Origin of the sequence: Burkholderia sp. EMB26, from assembly GCF_024730645.1 — a bacterium.
GTDB lineage: Bacteria > Pseudomonadota > Gammaproteobacteria > Burkholderiales > Burkholderiaceae > Burkholderia > Burkholderia cenocepacia.
The window spans coordinates 1,884,489-1,901,844 of sequence record NZ_CP078071.1; the positions used below are offsets into that span (position 1 = coordinate 1,884,489).

The 17,356-nt window shown below is 69.0% G+C and carries 14 protein-coding genes; 8 read left to right on the plus strand and 6 right to left on the minus strand.

The window, feature by feature from the left end:
* Window positions 1–2: 2 nt before the first annotated feature.
* Window positions 3–752: an IclR family transcriptional regulator gene (locus KU887_RS25250; RefSeq protein ID WP_048987749.1), complete on the minus strand. Its 750-nt coding sequence runs from the start codon at window positions 750–752 to the stop codon at window positions 3–5.
* 134 nt (window positions 753–886) lie between these two features.
* On the opposite strand from KU887_RS25250, the gene KU887_RS25255 reads away from it, so the two are divergent.
* The 7 genes from KU887_RS25255 to KU887_RS25285 all read left to right on the plus strand — a co-directional run bounded on the left by KU887_RS25255 (window position 887) and on the right by KU887_RS25285 (window position 8,401).
* Entirely contained in the window at window positions 887–1,669 is a 783-nt protein-coding gene (locus KU887_RS25255) for a crotonase/enoyl-CoA hydratase family protein (protein ID WP_006481671.1), read from the plus strand.
* Between the two features lie 80 nt (window positions 1,670–1,749).
* Window positions 1,750–2,970 (plus strand): CaiB/BaiF CoA-transferase family protein, encoded by a 1,221-nt coding sequence (locus tag KU887_RS25260; protein ID WP_006481673.1) that lies wholly within the window; start codon window positions 1,750–1,752, stop codon window positions 2,968–2,970.
* Window positions 2,967–3,764 carry an enoyl-CoA hydratase/isomerase family protein gene (locus tag KU887_RS25265; RefSeq protein WP_006481661.1) on the plus strand — a complete coding sequence of 266 codons (798 nt, stop codon included), beginning with the start codon at window positions 2,967–2,969 and terminating at the stop codon, window positions 3,762–3,764. The genes KU887_RS25260 and KU887_RS25265 overlap by 4 nt, the downstream gene beginning before the upstream one ends.
* Before the next feature lie 81 nt (window positions 3,765–3,845).
* Window positions 3,846–4,898, plus strand: coding sequence for a porin (locus KU887_RS25270; RefSeq protein WP_006481652.1), 1,053 nt, complete (start codon window positions 3,846–3,848; stop codon window positions 4,896–4,898).
* A 10-nt stretch (window positions 4,899–4,908) separates the two neighbouring features.
* Window positions 4,909–6,231 (plus strand): MFS transporter, encoded by a 1,323-nt coding sequence (locus KU887_RS25275; RefSeq protein ID WP_006481669.1) that lies wholly within the window; start codon window positions 4,909–4,911, stop codon window positions 6,229–6,231.
* A gap of 38 nt (window positions 6,232–6,269) precedes the next feature.
* The gene (locus tag KU887_RS25280) at window positions 6,270–7,424 is read left to right on the plus strand and encodes an acyl-CoA dehydrogenase family protein (protein ID WP_006481666.1); all 1,155 of its coding nucleotides are present in this window, start codon (window positions 6,270–6,272) and stop codon (window positions 7,422–7,424) included.
* A gap of 38 nt (window positions 7,425–7,462) precedes the next feature.
* Window positions 7,463–8,401: an alpha/beta hydrolase gene (locus KU887_RS25285; protein ID WP_006481650.1), complete on the plus strand. Its 939-nt coding sequence runs from the start codon at window positions 7,463–7,465 to the stop codon at window positions 8,399–8,401.
* A gap of 58 nt (window positions 8,402–8,459) precedes the next feature.
* Here KU887_RS25285 and prpF read toward each other — a convergent pair whose 3' ends face one another.
* The 4 genes from prpF to prpB all read right to left on the minus strand — a co-directional run bounded on the left by prpF (window position 8,460) and on the right by prpB (window position 14,461).
* Window positions 8,460–9,650: a 2-methylaconitate cis-trans isomerase PrpF gene (gene prpF / locus KU887_RS25290; protein WP_258255807.1), complete on the minus strand. Its 1,191-nt coding sequence runs from the start codon at window positions 9,648–9,650 to the stop codon at window positions 8,460–8,462.
* Between the two features lie 24 nt (window positions 9,651–9,674).
* Entirely contained in the window at window positions 9,675–12,269 is a 2,595-nt protein-coding gene (gene acnD / locus KU887_RS25295; RefSeq protein WP_006481668.1) for a Fe/S-dependent 2-methylisocitrate dehydratase AcnD, read from the minus strand.
* 85 nt (window positions 12,270–12,354) lie between these two features.
* Window positions 12,355–13,527 carry a 2-methylcitrate synthase gene (prpC, locus tag KU887_RS25300; RefSeq protein ID WP_006491569.1) on the minus strand — a complete coding sequence of 391 codons (1,173 nt, stop codon included), beginning with the start codon at window positions 13,525–13,527 and terminating at the stop codon, window positions 12,355–12,357.
* Window positions 13,528–13,567: 40 nt separating this feature from the next.
* Window positions 13,568–14,461 (minus strand): methylisocitrate lyase, encoded by an 894-nt coding sequence (gene prpB / locus KU887_RS25305; protein ID WP_006481649.1) that lies wholly within the window; start codon window positions 14,459–14,461, stop codon window positions 13,568–13,570.
* 170 nt (window positions 14,462–14,631) lie between these two features.
* On the opposite strand from prpB, the gene prpR reads away from it, so the two are divergent.
* Window positions 14,632–16,620, plus strand: coding sequence for a propionate catabolism operon regulatory protein PrpR (gene prpR / locus KU887_RS25310; protein ID WP_059722160.1), 1,989 nt, complete (start codon window positions 14,632–14,634; stop codon window positions 16,618–16,620).
* 15 nt (window positions 16,621–16,635) lie between these two features.
* Here the strand turns inward: prpR and KU887_RS25315 are convergent, their stop codons facing one another.
* A complete protein-coding gene (locus KU887_RS25315) occupies window positions 16,636–17,265 on the minus strand; it encodes an ABATE domain-containing protein (protein WP_006494358.1) in 630 nt (209 codons plus the stop codon).
* Window positions 17,266–17,356: the final 91 nt, after the last annotated feature.

Consider the following 17,356-nt stretch of genomic DNA (forward strand, 5'->3'; position numbering starts at 1 on the left):
CCCTACGCCCGCTCGGCCAGCGCCGCCTGCATCGCGCGCACGATCGCGTCCCGATGCGGGTCGATCCGCTCGACCGGCCCGGCCACGCCCATCGCCAGCGGCAGCCCGTTCCAGCCATCCGCGATCACCATCGAGATCATCGCGGCGCCCTGCGTCACGGTGTGCGCCGAATACGAATAGCCGAGCCGGCGGGTCTGTTCGACCTTGTCGAGCACGACGTCCTCGTCGATCGTCCTGCCCGACTTCCCGATCCGGCGGATGCTGCGTGACACGAGCCGGCGAATCGTGCTGTCGGGCTGGATGCTCAGCAGCGCCCAGCCAAGGCCCGACATGCAGATCTCGCGACGCGTGCCGATCGGCGCATAGAACTGCACCGGAATCGAATGCGAGCCCTCGACCGCGTCGATGTACTGCACGTACAGGTCGCTCTGCACCGCGATCACGACCGCCTCGTGCGTGCGCGCCGCCAGCCGCTTCGCGACCGCATGCCAGTGCCGCCGGCTGCCGGCCGCCGAATCGACCAGCGCTTCGCCGAGATTGACGAGCCGCGCGGTGGGCGCATACGCATGGGTTGCATCGTCGTAGGCGAGATAGCCGAGCGTCTTCATGCTGGTCAGCAGCGCCGCCGCGCTCGACCCCGGATACCCGCAGCGCGTCGCGATCTCGCGCACGCTCAGCGGCCGCTGCAAGGTGCTGAAGAGTTCCAGCACCTCGAACACGCGCGCCGCGCTCTTGACCACGTTTCCGCTCATCCCGCCCTCTCCGCAGCGACCGGCACGGGCCTTCCACGTATGTGGAACGGAATTTCCCGCCGCCAACCGTCGTGACGATACTAGGCTTCGGCCCGCGGCGTGAAGTCCCGCGGCACAGAACACACGGAGACAACATGGCAGCCTTTTTGATCCGTGAACGGCAGGGCGCGATCCTGACCGTCACGATGAACCGCCCGGACACCCGCAACGCAATTTCGGACACCGATGCGATCGACGCGCTGACCGAATGCTGCGACGAAGCAAACCGTGACGAATCGATCCGCGTGCTGATCCTGACCGGCGCCGGCACGACGTTCTCGTCGGGCGGCAACGTAAAGGCGATGCGCGCGTTCGTGGAAGCGGGCCCGCACGACCCTGCTGCGATCCGCACCAGCTATCGCCGCGGCATCCAGCGGCTCGCGCATGCGTTCGAGCACCTCGAAGTGCCGGCCATCGCAGCGGTCAACGGTCCGGCCATCGGCGCCGGCACCGATCTCGCGTGCATGTGCGACATCCGCATCGCCGCCGAGCGTGCGCGCTTCGCGGAGAGCTTCATCGCGCTCGGTCTCGTGCCGGGCGACGGCGGTGCGTGGTTCCTGCCGCGGATCGTCGGCGCCGCGGTCGCCGCGGAAATGTCGTTCACCGGCGATGCGCTGGACGCGCAGGCCGCGCTGCGCTGCGGACTCGTGTCGCGCGTCGTGCCCGATGGCGACCTCCTCGCGCATGCGCACGAACTGGCCGGCCGCATCGCGCATCACTCGGGCACCGCACTACGCCTGACCAAGCGGCTGCTGCGCGAAGGCCGCCACGCAAGCCTCGACACGCTGCTCGACCTGTCGGCGTCGTACCAGGCGTTCGCGCACGCCAGTCCCGACCATCGCGCGGCCGTCACCGCGCTGTTCGCCGCGCGCGGCTGAACCCGCGACGCATCGCGGCCGTGCGGCCGGCACAGGCCGGCCTGCCGGCCCGTCGAACCCACATCGAAGGAGACATCGTCATGACCAGCAGCAACGAAGGCGCACTCGCAGGGGTGCGCGTGGTGGACCTGAGCCGCGTCTATGCGGGGCCGTTCTGCGCGCAGACGCTCGCGGACCACGGCGCCGACGTCATCAAGATCGAACCGCCGCAGGGCGACGAAACGCGCGACTGGGGCCCCGCGATGCCGAACGGCATCTCCAGCTACTACTGGGGGCTCAACCGCAACAAGCGCAATCTCGCGCTCGACCTGTCGCATCCCGACGGACGCGACGTGCTGTTCCGCGTGCTCGAAACGGCCGACGTGCTGATCGACAACTTCAAGCAGGGCACGCTCGAACGCTGGGGCATCGGCTACGAAGACTGCCTGCGCGCGCGCTTTCCGCGCCTCGTCCACTGCTCGATTTCCGGCTACGGCACCGACGGCCCGCTTGCGCGGTTTCCGGGCTACGACGCGGTCGCGCAGGGTCTCGCCGGCTTCATGTCGATCAACGGCGAACCGGGCGGCATGCCGCTCAAGGTGCCGTTTCCGGTCGTCGATTACGCGGCCGGCCTGAGCGCCGTCTCCACCATTCTGATCGCGCTCGTCGAGCGGACACGCTCCGGCCTCGGGCAGCACGTCGACATCGATTTGTTCAGCACCGCGCTGTCGATGCTGCATCCGGTCAGCACGAGCTGGATGGCAACCGGCGACGTGCCCGTCGCGACCGGCAACGTATACGGCGCGATTGCGCCGTACGGCGTCTATCCGTGCAAGGACAAGCCGGTCGCGACCGGCGCCGGCAACAACCGCACGTTCGCGCGGCTCGTCGACGCGCTGGGCGTGCCCGAGCTGGCGCGCGATCCGCGCTTCGCGACCAATGCACAGCGCGTCGCGCATCGCGATGCGCTCGACTCGCTGCTCGGCCAGCTGACCGCCGAACTGCAGGCGGACGACGTCGTCGAGCGGCTGATGCACGCCGGCGTCGCGACGGGGCCGGTGAACACCGTGGCCGATGCGTTCGGCCATCCGCAGGCGGCGCGCAACGCGATGTTCGTCGACACCGACACGTACATCGGCGCGGGCATCCCCGCCAAGCTGTCCCGCACGCCCGGCGCGATCCGCCGGCCGCCCCAGCCGTTCGCCGCCGACACAGACGCCGTGCTCGACGCATTCGGGATCGACGCGGCGCGCCGCGACGCGCTGCGGCAGGCGGGCGTGCTGCCCGACACGCGGGCAGACGTGGCCGGGAGCGCGTCATGACCGCCCCGCGCTTTTCTTCACCGACGGACGACGATGCGCCGTCGATCCTGCGCGACGACGCCGACGGCGTCGCGTGGCTGACGATGAATCGCCCGCACGTCGCCAATGCGCTGTCCGCCGACGCGATCCGGCGCCTGTGCAACGAACTCGTCACGCTCGACGACAACCCGTCGATTCGCGTCATCGTGATCCGCGGCGCGGGCGAACGCGCGTTCAGCGCGGGCGTCGATCTCGGCGACCCCGAGATCCGCGGGATGCAGCCGATGCGCGGACTCGCGCGCAACGTCCACGAGCTGATCCTGGAACTGCGCAAGCCGACCATCGCGGCCGTCAACGGCCATGCAATCGGCGGCGGCTGCGAAATCGCGCTCGCGTGCGACCTGCGGATCGCCGCCGATAACGCGACCTTCGCGTTGCCCGAAGCGCGGGTCGGCATGGGCGCGAACTTCGCTAGCGTGCTGCTGCCGCGCATGTTGCCGCACGCGATCGCGATGGAGCTGCTGTTCACGGGCCGCCGCTTCGACGCAGACGAAGCGCAACGCGTCGGCCTGCTGAACCGCGTCGTGCCGGGCGCCGCGCTCGACGACACCGTGCGCGAGCTGGCGCAGACGATCGCCGCGAACGCACCGCTCACGATCCGCCGCATCAAGGAAACCGCGACCCGCAGCCAGGGGCTGCCGGTGGCCGCCGCGCTGCGGCTGGACGTCGGCCCCGACGTCTACGCGAGCGAGGACCGGATCGAGGGCGCCCGCGCGTTTCTCGAGAAGCGCAAGCCGGTGTTCAAGGGGCGCTGAGCCCGGCACCGCACCGCGACACCCGCGCGCACCGCTCCCAGAACGCGGGCGCGCCAATAAAACATGGACGGAGACACCTTCATGCAACGAAAAGCATTCCTGGTCAGCGCGTGCGTGCTGTGCGCCACGCCGGCGCACGCGTCGTCGGTCACGCTGTACGGGATCGTCGACAGCTACGTCGAATTCGATCGCGTCGGCAGTTTGTCGAGCATGCGGCAAAGCGGCGGCGGCGCGTCGACGAGCCGCTTCGGCCTGACGGGCGTCGAGGATCTCGGCGGCGGCACGTCGACGAAATTCGTGCTGGAAAGCGGCTTCTCGCCGGCCGACGGATCGTTCCAGGGCGGCACGCTGTTCTACCGGCAGGCATACGTGTCGCTGCAGAACGCGCGCTACGGCGACCTGCGGCTCGGCCGGCAATACACGCCCGCGTTCTACGTCGTGTACGACGGCGATCCGTTCGGACTCAACGAGCGGCTGTCGCCGCTCGCGCTGCTCGCGACGTCGACGGACACGATCACGAGCAACACGACGCCACCGATTCCGCGCTTCAACCAGGCGGCGTCGTACCTGAGCCCCGACTGGAACGGCCTGCGCGTGATGGCCACGTACGGCTTTCCGACGCCGAACGCGCTGTCGACACAGGCTGGACGCAACTACGGCGCCGGGCTGCAGTACCGGATCGGCGGCCTCTATGTCGGCGCCGGCTTCCAGGGCGATACGTCGGCCGGCAACCTGGGACCCGTCGTCGCGCCGTCGACGACCCGCCACTACGTGTTCGCGACCAACTACGCATTCGCGCGGGTCAAGCTGTACGCCGCGTTCCTGTACGGCGTCGGCACGGCGGCGCGCCTGCCCGCGTTCTCGACCGCGAGCGTCGGTGCGTCGATCAACGTCGGCGCGCTCGATCGCGTGCTCGTGTCGGTGGTGCGCCGCGACGTGAAGGGTTCGGCAAACGACGCGACTGCGCTCGGCGTCGGCTACGACCATCCGCTGTCGAAGCGGACTTCGCTCTACGCCCGCTATCTCTACATGAAGAACGGCGGCGACGCCCGCAATACCGTCGTCGCCGGCCTGCAGCCGCAAGCAGGCGGCACCGAGCAAGTGTTCGCGCTCGGCATCGTTCACCGCTTCTGACGGAGTGCCCATGACCCCGACCCTTTCGACCCACCCGGCCGTCGACGACGACGGCGCGACGCAGGCGCTGTATCGCCGGATCTCGCGCCGGCTGCTGCCGTTCCTGATCCTCTGCTACACGCTGTCGTTCATCGACCGGATCAACATCGGCTTCGCACACGCGCAGATGGCCGCCGAGCTGCACTTCTCCGACGCCGTCTACGGGCTCGGTGCGGGCATCTTCTTCATCGGCTACATGGCGTTCGAGATTCCGAGCAACGCGTGGCTCGCGCGGATCGGCGCGCGGCGGACGATTGCCCGGATCATGGTGCTGTGGGGCCTCGGCTCGGCCGCGACGATGTTCGTCACGACGCCCGCGCAGTTCTACGCGTGCCGCTTCCTGCTGGGCGTGTTCGAGGCCGGCTTCTTCCCCGGCATCCTGTTCTATCTCGGCGCGTGGTATCCGCCACGGCAGCGCGCCAAGGCGTTCGCGCTGTTCATGACCGCGCTGTATCTCGCAGGGTTGATCGCCGGCCCCGTGTCGGGCGCGATCCTGTCGTACTTCGACCGCTTGGGCGGCCTGAGCGGCTGGCAATGGCTGTTCGTCGTCGAAGGGCTGCCGAGCAGCGCGCTCGGCCTCGTCGCGCTACGCTTTCTCGACGACCGGCCGGATGACGCACGCTGGCTGTCGGACGCAGACAAGGCCACGCTGCGCGCCGCGCATGCGCAGGCCGAAGCCGATACGCCGGCCGCGAACGCGGCGCGGTCGTTGCTCGCGCACCGCGATTTCTGGCTGCTGTGCGCGGCCAATTTCGCGATCGCGGCCGCCGGCTACGCGCTGGTGTTCTGGATGCCCGTGATCCTGCATCGCGGCGGCTTGCATGGCGCGATGCAGATCGGGCTGATATCCGCGCTGCCGTACCTGTGCGGCATCGTCGGCATGCTCGCGATGGGCTGGCGCACCGAGCGCCGGCGCGAATGGCGCAAGCACGGCGCCGTCGCGATGCTCGCGTGCGCGGCGGCGCTCGCTGGTCTCGCGAGCAGCGCCGGCACGTCGCATCTGATGATCGCGCTGTGCATCGCGGTCGCCACGCACGCCGCGGCGCTGCCCGCGTTCTGGGTGCTGCCGGGGCTCGCGCTGCCGAAGCGCTCGATGGCGGTCGCGATCGCGGCGATCACGATGACCGGCGCGATCGGCGGATTCGCGAGCCCGTTCCTGATGGGCGTGCTCAACACGGCCACCGGATCGATGCGCGGCGGCCTCTATTTCAATGCCGCGCTGCTGGCGGCCGGCGCGCTCGCGTTGCTCGGGACGCTGCGCGCCCGCGCGGCGGCGCGCGCGAACGCCGGCTGACGGCACGGCTTCTTCCTCTCCTGTACGCACCTACCCACATGAATTTCGAACTCGAACTCGAACACCGGATGATCCGGGATCTCGTCGCGCGTTTCGTGAAGGACGAACTGATTCCGCTCGAAGCGGCGGTGATGGCGCGCGAGGCCGACGGCCAGCGCTTCGGGCTGCTCGTCGACGAACGTGCGCACCTCGACGAGCGCTCCCGGCAACTCGGCCTGTGGGGACTCGACGCGCCGCTCGACGTGGGCGGCTCGGATCTGCCGGCCGTCGCGATGGTCGGCGTGAACGAGGCGATCGGCACGACCGTCACCCCGTACATCCTGCCGCCCGACTCGCCGAACCTGCGGATGCTGTGCGATGCGGCCGACGATGCGCAGCGCGCGCGCTATCTCGACCCGTACGCACGCGGCGCCACGCGTGCCGCGATGGCGATCTCCGAGCCGGGCGCCGGCTCCGACCCGGGCGCGCTGTCGACGACCGCCGTGCACGACGGCGACGGCTGGGTGCTGAACGGCCGGAAGATCTGGATCAGCCACGCGGCCGATGCCGACTGGACGATCGTGATGGCGCTGACCGATCGCAGCAAGGGCAAGCGCGGCGGCATGTCGGCGTTCATCGTCGATCGCGACACGCCGGGTTTCATCATCGAACGCCGGATTCCGATGATCGGCGGGCTGTCGACCTACGAAATCGTGCTGGAAGACTGCCGCATTCCCGCCGCGCAACTGCTTGGCCCGGAAGGCGCCGGCTTCACGCCGATGCAGGCCCGGCTCGCGAACCGGCGGCTGGAGATGGCCGCGTGGTGCATCGGCCGCGCCGAGCGCGCGGTCGCGCTGCTGTGCGACCATGCGAAACAGCGCACGACCTTCGGCGTGCCGCTCGCGGAGCGTCAGGCGGTCCAGTGGTGGGTCGCCGACGCGCTCACGCAGATCCACGCATGCCGCCTGATGACCTACGAAGCGGCCGCGCGCGTGGATGCCGGGCAGGATGCCCGCACGCAGATCTCGATGGTCAAGGTGTTCGCGACCGAAATGGCGTGGACCGTGATCGATCATGCGATGCAGACGCTCGGCGCGATGGGCATGACGAAGGAAATGCCGTTGCAGCAGATGGCCAGCGAAGCGCGGCTGATGCGCATCTTCGAAGGCCCGACCGAGGTGCACCGTTGGGTCGTCGCGCGCAGCGTGCTCTGACCGCGGCGCGCCGCCCACTTCCACGATGGAGCCCTGCGTTGAACACCCTGCATCTCGTCGATCCTGAAATCCGCCCGCTGCTCGAGACCTGGCCGACCGTCACGCTCGATGCCGACAACCTCGCGCAGTCGCGCCAGCGCGTGCTGCCGCTGCCGCCGCCCGACCCGACCGGCAGCACGCTCGAACGCCGCACGGTGCCCGGCCCGTCCGGCGCGCCGGACGTCCCGGTCCTCGTCTATCTGCCCGACGGCCACGCGCGCCCGCTACCAGCGATCGTCCACCTGCACGGCGGAGGCTTCGTGCGCGGCGCGGCGAAGGAGCTCGAAGCGGTGCACCGGTTGCTCGTCACACACCTCGGCTGCGCGCTGATCTCGATCGACTATCGCCTCGCGCCGGAAACGGTGTTTCCCGGTGCGATCGAAGACTGCTACGCGGCGCTCGCATGGGTGTTCCGTCACGCCGATACCCTCGGCATCGACGCCGCGCGGATCGGCGTGGCGGGCGAAAGCGCGGGCGGCGGGCTGGCCGCCGCGCTGGCGCTGCTGGCCCGCGACCGCGGCGAATTCCCGCTCGCGTTCCAGCACCTGATCTATCCGATGCTCGACGATCGCACCTGCACGCGCCCGCCGCATCCGCATGCCGGAGAATTCATCTGGCATGCGGCCAACAACCGGTTCGGCTGGACCGCGCTGCTCGGTCACGCCCCGGGCATCGACGGCGTGTCGCCGTACGCGGCGGCCGCGCGCGCCACGCGGCTCGACGGCCTGCCGCCCACGTTCCTGTCGGTCGGCTCGCTCGACCTGTTCCTCGACGAAAATCTCGACTACGCGCAGCGCCTGCTGCGCGCAGGCGTGCCGACCGAACTGCACGTGCTGCCCGGCGGCGTCCACGGATTCGACCTCGTGCCCGGCGCGCGAGTGTCGGAAACGGCGCGCCGCCTGAGCCACGACGCGCTGCGCCGGTTCCTGCACGGCTGACCAAAACAATGCGGGCGGCCGAAGCCGCCCGCATCCGCGCCGATCCCGACGACCACGCTCAGAACGCATCCCCCGGCACCCGCACCCAGCCTTCCATCAACACGCGCGCGCTGCGGCTCATGATCGCCTTCGTGACGGTCCACTCGCCGTTCTCGCGCCGCGCTTCCGCGCCGACGCGCAGCGTGCCCGACGGATGGCCGAAGCGCACCGCGTGGCGTTCGCCGCCGCCCGCCGCGAGATTGACGAGCGTGCCGGGGATCGCCGCGGCCGTGCCGATCGCGACCGCCGCCGTGCCCATCATCGCGTGGTGCAGCTTGCCCATCGACATCGCGCGCACCAGCAGGTCGACATCGCCCGCGTTCACGCGCTTGCCGCTCGACGCGACGTAGTCGGCCGGCTTCGCGACGAACGCGATCTTCGGCGTGTGCTGCCGCGTCGCGATTTCGTCGAGCGTGTCGATCAGGCCCATCCGCAATGCGCCGTGCGCACGGATCGTCTCGAATTTGTCGAGCGCCTTCGGGTCGCCGTTGATCGCGTCCTGCAGCTCCGTGCCCGTGTAGCCGATCGCTTCCGCGTCGACGAAGATCGTCGGGATGCCTGCGTTGATCATCGTCACCTTCAGCGTGCCGATGCCCGGCACCGCGAGATCGTCGACGAGGTTGCCGGTCGGGAACATCGAGCCGCCCGCGCCTTCTTCCTCCGCGGCCGGATCCATGAATTCGAGCTGCACCTCGGCGGCCGGGAACGTGACGCCGTCCAGCTCGAAGTCGCCCGTCTCCTGCACCGCGCCGTTCGTGATCGGCACATGGGCGATGATCGTCTTGCCGATGTTCGCCTGCCAGATCCGCACGGTCGCGACGCCATCGCGCGGCACGCGCGCCGGATCGACCAGCCCGCCGCTGATCGCGAACGGGCCGACCGCCGCCGACAGGTTGCCGCAGTTGCCGGTCCAGTCGACGAACGCCTTGTCTATCGCGACCTGCCCGAACAGGTAGTCGACGTCGTGCCCCGGCCGCGTGCTCTTCGACACGATCACCGTCTTGCTGGTGGACGACGTCGCGCCGCCCATCCCGTCGATCTGCTTGCCGTACGGATCGGGGCTGCCGATCACGCGCAGCAGCAGCGCGTCGCGCGCGGCACCCGGCGTCTGCGCGGCATCCGGCAGATCCTGCAGCCGGAAGAACACGCCCTTGCTGGTGCCGCCGCGCATGTAGGTCGCGGGAATCCTGATTTGAGGAATATGAGCCATGTCTGTGTTCTCAATGTGCGCCGGTCAGGCTGCCTGCGACGATTCGAGGAAGTCCTGCGCGAACCGCTGCAGCACGCCGCCCGCTTCGTAGATCGACACTTCCTCGGCCGTATCGAGCCGGCACGTCATCGGCACCTCGACGCGTTCGCCGTTCCTGCGATGAATCACGAGCGTGAGATCGGCGCGCGGCGTGCGCTCGCCGATCACGTCGAAGGTCTCGGTGCCGTCGATGCCGAGCGTCGTCCGGTTGGTGCCCGGCTTGAACTCGAGCGGCAGCACGCCCATCCCGATCAGGTTCGTGCGGTGGATGCGCTCGAAGCCTTCGGCGGCGATCGCCTCGACGCCCGCGAGCCGCACGCCCTTCGCGGCCCAGTCGCGCGACGAGCCCTGGCCGTAGTCGGCGCCGGCCACGACGATCAGCGGCTGCTTGCGATTCATGTACGTCTCGATCGCTTCCCACATCCGCATGACCTTGCCTTCCGGCTCGACGCGCGCGAGCGAGCCCTTCTTCACCGCGCCGTCGACGACCGCCATCTCGTTGACGAGCGTCGGGTTCGCGAAGGTCGCGCGCTGCGCGGTCAGGTGGTCTCCCCGGTGCGTTGCGTACGAGTTGAAGTCTTCTTCCGGCAGGCCCATCTTCGCGAGGTACTCGCCGGCCGCGCTGTTCGGCAGGATCGCGTTCGACGGCGACAGGTGGTCGGTCGTGATGTTGTCGCCGAGCACCGCGAGCGGGCGCATGCCCTTCAGCGTGCGCTCGCCGGCCAGCGCGCCTTCCCAGTACGGCGGACGGCGGATGTACGTGCTCTGCGCGCGCCAGTCGTACAGCGGCGCCGCGCGCTCGCCCGCATCGGCGCTGCGCGCGAACATCGGCTCGTAGACCTTGCGGAACTGTTCGGGCTTCACGCTCGACGCGACGATCGCGTCGATCTCCTCGTCGGTCGGCCAGATGTCCTTCAGCGTGACGGGCTGGCCGTCCGGATCGTGGCCGAGCACGTCACGCTCGATGTCGAAGCGGATCGTGCCGGCGATCGCATACGCGACCACGAGCGGCGGCGACGCGAGGAACGCCTGCTTCGCATACGGGTGAATGCGGCCGTCGAAGTTGCGGTTGCCGGACAGCACGGCCGTCGCGTACAGGTCGCGATCGACGATCTCCTGCTGGATCTTCGGATCGAGCGCGCCCGACATCCCGTTGCAGGTCGTGCACGCGAACGCGACGATGCCGAAGCCGAGCTTCTCGAGTTCGGGCAACAGGTTCGCTTCTTCCAGATACAGTTCGACCGCCTTCGAGCCGGGCGCGAGCGAGCTCTTCACCCACGGCTTGCGCGTGAGGCCCTTCGCGTTCGCGTTGCGTGCGAGCAAGGCGGCGGCGATCACGTTGCGCGGGTTGCTGGTGTTCGTGCAGCTCGTGATCGCGGCGATGATCACCGCGCCGTCGGGCATCTCGCCCGGCTTCTCTTCCCACTGGCCGGCGATGCCGCGCGCGGCGAGATCCGACGTCGGCAGCCGCTTGTGCGGGTTCGACGGGCCGGCCATGTTGCGCACGACGCTCGACAGGTCGAACGTCAGCGTGCGCTCGTACTGCGCGTTCGCGAGCGTATCGGCCCACAGGCCCGCTGCCTTCGCGTAGGTCTCGACCAGCTTCACCTGCTCGTCGCTGCGGCCGGTGAGGCGCAGGTAGTCGATCGTCTGGCCGTCGATGAAGAACATCGCGGCGGTCGCGCCGTATTCGGGCGCCATGTTCGAGATCGTCGCGCGATCGCCGAGCGTGAGGCTCGCCGCGCCTTCGCCGCGGAATTCCAGGTACGCGCCGACCACTTTTTCCTTGCGCAGGAACTCGGTCAGCGCGAGCACCACGTCGGTCGCGGTGATGCCGGGCTGGCGCTTGCCGGTCAGCTCGACGCCGACGATGTCGGGCAGGCGCATCCACGATGCGCGGCCGAGCATCACGTTCTCGGCTTCGAGCCCGCCGACGCCGATCGCGATCACGCCGAGCGCGTCGACGTGCGGCGTGTGGCTGTCGGTGCCGACGCAGGTGTCCGGGAACGCGACGCCATCCTGCGCCTGGATCACCGGCGACATCTTCTCGAGGTTGATCTGGTGCATGATGCCGTTGCCCGGCGGGATCACGTCGACGTTCTCGAACGCCTTCTTCGTCCACTCGATGAAGTGGAAGCGATCCTCGTTGCGGCGATCCTCGATCGCGCGGTTCTTCGCGAACGCGTCCGGATCGAAGCCGCCGCATTCGACGGCGAGCGAGTGGTCGACGATCAGCTGCACCGGCACGACCGGGTTCACCTTCGCCGGGTCGCCGCCGCCGTCCGCGATCGCGTCGCGCAGGCCGGCGAGATCGACGAGCGCCGTCTGCCCGAGGATGTCGTGGCACACCACGCGCGCCGGGAACCACGGGAAATCGCGTTCACGCTTGCGCTCGATGATCTGCTTCAGCGAATCGGCGAGGATCGCCGGATCGCAACGGCGCACGAGGTTTTCGGCGAGCACGCGCGACGTGTACGGCAGCGTGTCGTAGGCGCCGGGCGCGATCGCGTCGACCGCGGCACGCGCGTCGAAATAGTCCAGCGACGTGCCGGGCAGGGGTTTGCGGTTGGCGGTATTCATGATGTGGGGCGGAAATCTGGGTATGACGTTCCGCGCGCGCCGGCGGCCCGCATCCTCACGGGCGCCGGCACGCGCGGCGGGCGTTTCAGCGCTTCTCGATCGGCACGAACTGCAGGTCTTCCGGGCCCGTGTAGTTCGCGCTCGGGCGGATGATCTTGTTGTCGATGCGTTGCTCGATGATGTGCGCGCTCCAGCCGGACGTACGCGAGATCACGAACAGCGGCGTGAACATCGCGGTCGGCACGCCCATCATGTGATACGACACGGCGCTGAACCAGTCGAGGTTCGGGAACATCTTCTTCGCGTCCCACATCACCGATTCGAGGCGCTCGGCGATGTCGTACAGCTTCAGGTCGCCCGCTTCCTTCGACAGCTTGTGCGCGACGCCCTTGATCACCTTGTTGCGCGGATCGGAGATCGTATAGACCGGGTGACCGAAGCCGATCACCACTTCCTTGTTCTCGACGCGGCGGCGGATGTCGGCTTCGGCGTCGTCAGGCGAGCTGTAGCGGCTCTGGATTTCGTACGCGACTTCGTTCGCGCCGCCGTGCTTCGGCCCGCGCAGCGCGCCGATCGCGCCGGTGATCGCCGAGTAGATGTCCGAGCCCGTGCCCGCGATCACGCGCCCCGTGAACGTCGATGCGTTGAATTCGTGCTCCGCGTACAGGATCAGCGACGTGTGCATCGCCTCGACCCACGACTTCGACGGCGTCTTGCCGTGCAGCAGGTGCAGGAAGTGGCCGCCGATCGAATCGTCGTCGGTTTCCGTTTCGATGCGCTTGCCGTTGTGCGAGAAGTGATACCAGTACAGCAGCATCGAGCCGAGCGACGCCATCAGGCGGTCGGCGATGTCGCGCGCGCCCGGCAGGTTGTGGTCGTCCTTCTCCGGCAGCACGGTGCCGAGCACCGACACGCCCGTGCGCATCACGTCCATCGGATGCGCCGACGCCGGAATCTGCTCGAGCGCGGCCTTCAGCGCGCTCGGCAGGCCGCGCAGCGCGCGCAGCTTGGTCTTGTACGCAGCCAGTTCGGTCAGGTTCGGCAGCGTGCCGTGCACCAGCAGGTGCGCGATTTCCTCGAATTCGCACGATTCGGCGACGTCGAGAATGTCGTAGCCGCGATAGTGCAGGTCGTTGCCGGTCTTGCCGACCGTGCACAGCGCGGTGTTGCCGGCCGTCACGCCCGACAGCGCCACCGACTTCTTCGGCTTGAATGCGCCTGCGGCGGCCGGTGCTGCTGCGTCTTTCGTCTCGCTCATGTTTTGTTTCTCCAATGGGTATCGGGGGATGCGGGCCGCGTTACTTCTTGCCCTGCGCGAACAGTTCGTCGAGCTTGCGCTCGTATTCGTGATAGCCGAGGAAGTCGTACAGCTCGGCGCGCGTCTGCATCGTCGGCACGGCCGCCTTCTGCGTGCCGTCGCGGCGCAGCGTTTCGTAGAAGTTCAGCGCGGCCTTGTTCATCGCGCGATACGCGCCGCAGCAGTACAGCGCGATGTCGACGTTCGCCTCGCGCAGCTCGTCGACGGTGAACAGCGGCGTCGAGCCGAATTCGGTCAGGTTCGCGAGGATCGGCACCTTCACGGCAGCCTTGAAGCGGCGGTAGTCGTCGAGCGTCTTCATCGCTTCCGGGAAGATCATGTCCGCGCCGGCTTCGACGTACGCGACCGCGCGCTCGATCGCCGAGTCGATCCCTTCCGCGGCGGCCGCGTCGGTGCGCGCCATGATCACGAACTGGTCGTCGGTACGCGCATCGACCGCGGCCTTCACGCGATCGACCATTTCGTCGATCGGCACGACTTCCTTGCCAGGACGGTGGCCGCAACGCTTCTGGCCGACCTGGTCCTCGAGGTGCACGGCCGCGACGCCGGCGTTGATGAACGAGCGGACCGTGCGCGCAATGTTGAATGCACCGCCCCAGCCCGTGTCGATGTCGACCAGCAGCGGCAGGTCGGTCGCGTTGGTGATCCGGTTCGCGTCGATCAGCACGTCTTCCATCGTGCTGATGCCGAGGTCGGGGATGCCGAGCGAGTTCGCGGCGACGCCGCCGCCCGACAGGTACACGGCCTTGAAGCCGACGGCCTGCGCCATCTTGGCCGCGTACGCGGTGATCGCGCCGACCACCTGCAGCGGCTGCTCGGCCGCGACTGCCGCGCGGAACTTCGCGCCGGCGCTCTGAAGATGCGTATTGCTCATGAACGGCCTCCTGATGGAATGCCCGATAACAGCAAGGACCGGGCCAGCTTGCGAAACGTCGCTAACCCACTGATTCTTAAGCACCCGCCCCGGGCGAGGCGGCGCCGGAAGATTTCAATTCGGCAATTTCGTGTTTCAAAAATGAAATCGCGCGCGCATAATCGGCGGTCATGGACCTCTCTTCGACCAAGCCCGTCGGCCCGGCCGACCGCACGGTGCGTCCGCGCATCTGGGCAATGGGCATCAGCCGCCTGCGCGACCTGTTTCGCGAGATCGCCGGCGAGTTCGACGAACGCGCCGACGTGCGCATCGTGACGCGCGCCTATGAAGATGCGCTCGGCGCGATCGCCGAGGCGGGCACCGCGCGGCCCGACGTGATCGTCGCGGCCGGCTCGAACGGCGGCTTTCTGAAAACGCGTGCGCAGGTGCCGGTGGTGGTCGTGTCGCCGACCGGCTTCGACGTGATGCAGGCGCTCGCGCGCGCGCGACGCGACGCGACGCGGATCGCGCTCGTCAGCGCCGGCGAAACGCCGCCCGAAGTGCGTCGCTTCGTCGCCGCGTACGGCCTCGACGTGCAGTTTGCGTCATATCAGTCCGCGCAGGAAGCGGAAGCCTGCGTGCACGACCTGCGCGATCGCGGCATCGAGACGATCGTCGGCCCCGGCCTCGTCACCGATCTCGCGGCCAGCGCCGGCATGGGCGCGGTGTTCCTGTATTCGCACGCGTCGGTGCGCAAGGCCGTCGAGACGGCGCTCGAAGTCGCGTATGCGACGCACGCCGAGGCATTCCGCCGCCAGCGGCTCGACACGCTGCTGCAGCATCTGCGTGACGGTGTGGTCGCGCTGGACGCGCACGGCCGTGTCGAAGCGATCAACGAGCGGCTCGCGTCGGCGCTCGGGGTCGAACCCGCGGCGGCCGTCGGCCGCGCGCTCGTCGACCTGCGGCCCGAACTGCGCACGCTGCGCGGCGAGGACGGCGACGCGCTCGCGACCGTGCGCGGCGTGCGCTACGTCGTGCATCGCGGGCCGCTGGTCGATCGCGGCGTCACGTCGGGCAGCGTGCTGACGTTCCAGGAATCGCGCGCGGTCGAACGGCTCGATCGCGCGCTGCGTTCGCAACCGACCACGCAGCAGTTCGCGGCCCGCTATGCGCTCGACGACGTGGTCGGCGCCTCGGCGCCGATGACGCGCGTGCGCGAGCTCGTGCGCCGCTATGCGAAATCCGACGCGACCGTGCTCGTGCTCGGCGAAAGCGGCACCGGCAAGGAAATGATCGCGCAGAGCCTGCATGCGCTGTCCGCGCGGCGCAGCTATCCGTTCGTCGCGGTCAACTGCGGCGCGTTTCCGGAAGCGCTGCTCGAGAGCGAACTGTTCGGCTATGAGGAAGGCGCATTCACCGGCGCGCGGCGCGGCGGCAAGACCGGCCTGTTCGAGGCCGCGCATCGCGGCACGCTGTTTCTCGACGAAATCGGCGAGATGCCGCCGTCGCTGCAGAGCCGGCTGCTGCGCGTGCTGCAGGAACGCGAAGTGATCCGCCTCGGCTCGACCGAGCCGATCCGCATCGACGTGCGCGTGATCGCCGCGACGCACCGGCCGCTGCTCGCGGCCGTCGAGGCCGGCACGTTCCGCGCGGATCTCTATTACCGGCTCAACATCCTGAACGTCGGCCTGCCGCCGCTGCGCGAACGCGCGGCCGACATTCCCGCGCTCGCGGCGACGCTGCTCGTGCAGGCCGCGCGGCGCGAGCCGCGTCTCGCCGAACGCGTGCGCGACACCGACGACGCGCTGCGCGTGCTCGGCGCGACGCAAGCGACGCTCGCGCGCTACCGCTGGCCGGGCAACGTGCGCGAGTTGCAGAACGTGGTCGAGCGGATCGCGGTGGAGCTGGCCGAGGACGTCGACGAGAGCGATCCGGACGCCGCGTGTGCGGCGCTCGCCGCCGGCGCGCTGCAGGTGATCGCGCCCGAGCTGTTCGCCGCGCCGCCCGACGCCGGTGGGGGCGCCGACGACGATGGACAAACGCTCCACGCACGCCGCCGTCGCGCGGAAGCCGACGAGATCCGCGCGGTACTCGACGCGTGCGGCGGCGACCGCGATCGCGCCTGCGCGATGCTCGGCATCAGCAAGACGACGCTGTGGCGCAAGCTGTCGGCGAAATAGGTTCGGGCCGCCCCGTCATTCGGCCTTGTGATAGTGGCGATACGCCTTCGCGCGATTGCCGCACGACGACATCGAGCACCAGCGTCGGCTGCCGTTCTTGCTGTCGTCGATGAACAGCCACTGGCATGCATCGTTCGCGCAGCGCTTGACCTTCGCGAGCCGCGCGCCGCCGAGCAGGTCGATCGCCGACCACAGCACCGGACTCAGCAGCCCCGCGAGCGTCGCACCTGACGCATCGATCCGCCACGCGTAGCGGCCGTCGACGCGCGCCAGCGCAACGCGCGGCGACGCTTCCGCCAGAAAGCCGCCGAGCAGCGCGAGATCGTCGGGCTGTGGCTCGCGCTGCTCCGCTTGCGCGTGAAAGAGCCGGTAGAGCGCCTCGCGCAATGCGAGCGCCTGCGCGAGCATCGGAGGCTCGTCATTCTTCTTCGGGTTCGGATATTGCTCACGACACGCGTCGACCAGCCCGGCCGGTACGCCGGCCTGCTCGCGGCACCACGCGAGCAGGTCGTCCAGCGCGCCGAAGGTTTCCGTCGGCGGATCGCTGCCGCGCCAGTACAGCGTGTTCGCGAAATCGAGGCTCAACGTCTCGGGCGGCGCCGGGATCAGGCAGTCGATCGCGACGGAAGGTTGCGTTTTTCTCATGACGCGATCGTATCTAACCACCATGCCGGTTGACAAGCGCCGGAGCGATTTCTAACATAACCGGCATGGTGGTTAAAAACAGGTTGCTGCA

Coding starts and splice junctions, on each gene's coding strand:
- KU887_RS25280 (WP_006481666.1), top strand. CDS start 6,270: ATGAATTTCGAACTCGAACTCGAACACCGGATGATCCGGGATCTCGTC.
- KU887_RS25250 (WP_048987749.1), bottom strand. CDS start 752: ATGAGCGGAAACGTGGTCAAGAGCGCGGCGCGCGTGTTCGAGGTGCTG.
- acnD (WP_006481668.1), bottom strand. CDS start 12,269: ATGAATACCGCCAACCGCAAACCCCTGCCCGGCACGTCGCTGGACTAT.
- prpR (WP_059722160.1), top strand. CDS start 14,632: ATGGACCTCTCTTCGACCAAGCCCGTCGGCCCGGCCGACCGCACGGTG.
- KU887_RS25265 (WP_006481661.1), top strand. CDS start 2,967: ATGACCGCCCCGCGCTTTTCTTCACCGACGGACGACGATGCGCCGTCG.
- prpF (WP_258255807.1), bottom strand. CDS start 9,650: ATGGCTCATATTCCTCAAATCAGGATTCCCGCGACCTACATGCGCGGC.
- KU887_RS25260 (WP_006481673.1), top strand. CDS start 1,750: ATGACCAGCAGCAACGAAGGCGCACTCGCAGGGGTGCGCGTGGTGGAC.
- KU887_RS25255 (WP_006481671.1), top strand. CDS start 887: ATGGCAGCCTTTTTGATCCGTGAACGGCAGGGCGCGATCCTGACCGTC.
- prpB (WP_006481649.1), bottom strand. CDS start 14,461: ATGAGCAATACGCATCTTCAGAGCGCCGGCGCGAAGTTCCGCGCGGCA.
- KU887_RS25315 (WP_006494358.1), bottom strand. CDS start 17,265: ATGAGAAAAACGCAACCTTCCGTCGCGATCGACTGCCTGATCCCGGCG.
- prpC (WP_006491569.1), bottom strand. CDS start 13,527: ATGAGCGAGACGAAAGACGCAGCAGCACCGGCCGCCGCAGGCGCATTC.
- KU887_RS25270 (WP_006481652.1), top strand. CDS start 3,846: ATGCAACGAAAAGCATTCCTGGTCAGCGCGTGCGTGCTGTGCGCCACG.
- KU887_RS25275 (WP_006481669.1), top strand. CDS start 4,909: ATGACCCCGACCCTTTCGACCCACCCGGCCGTCGACGACGACGGCGCG.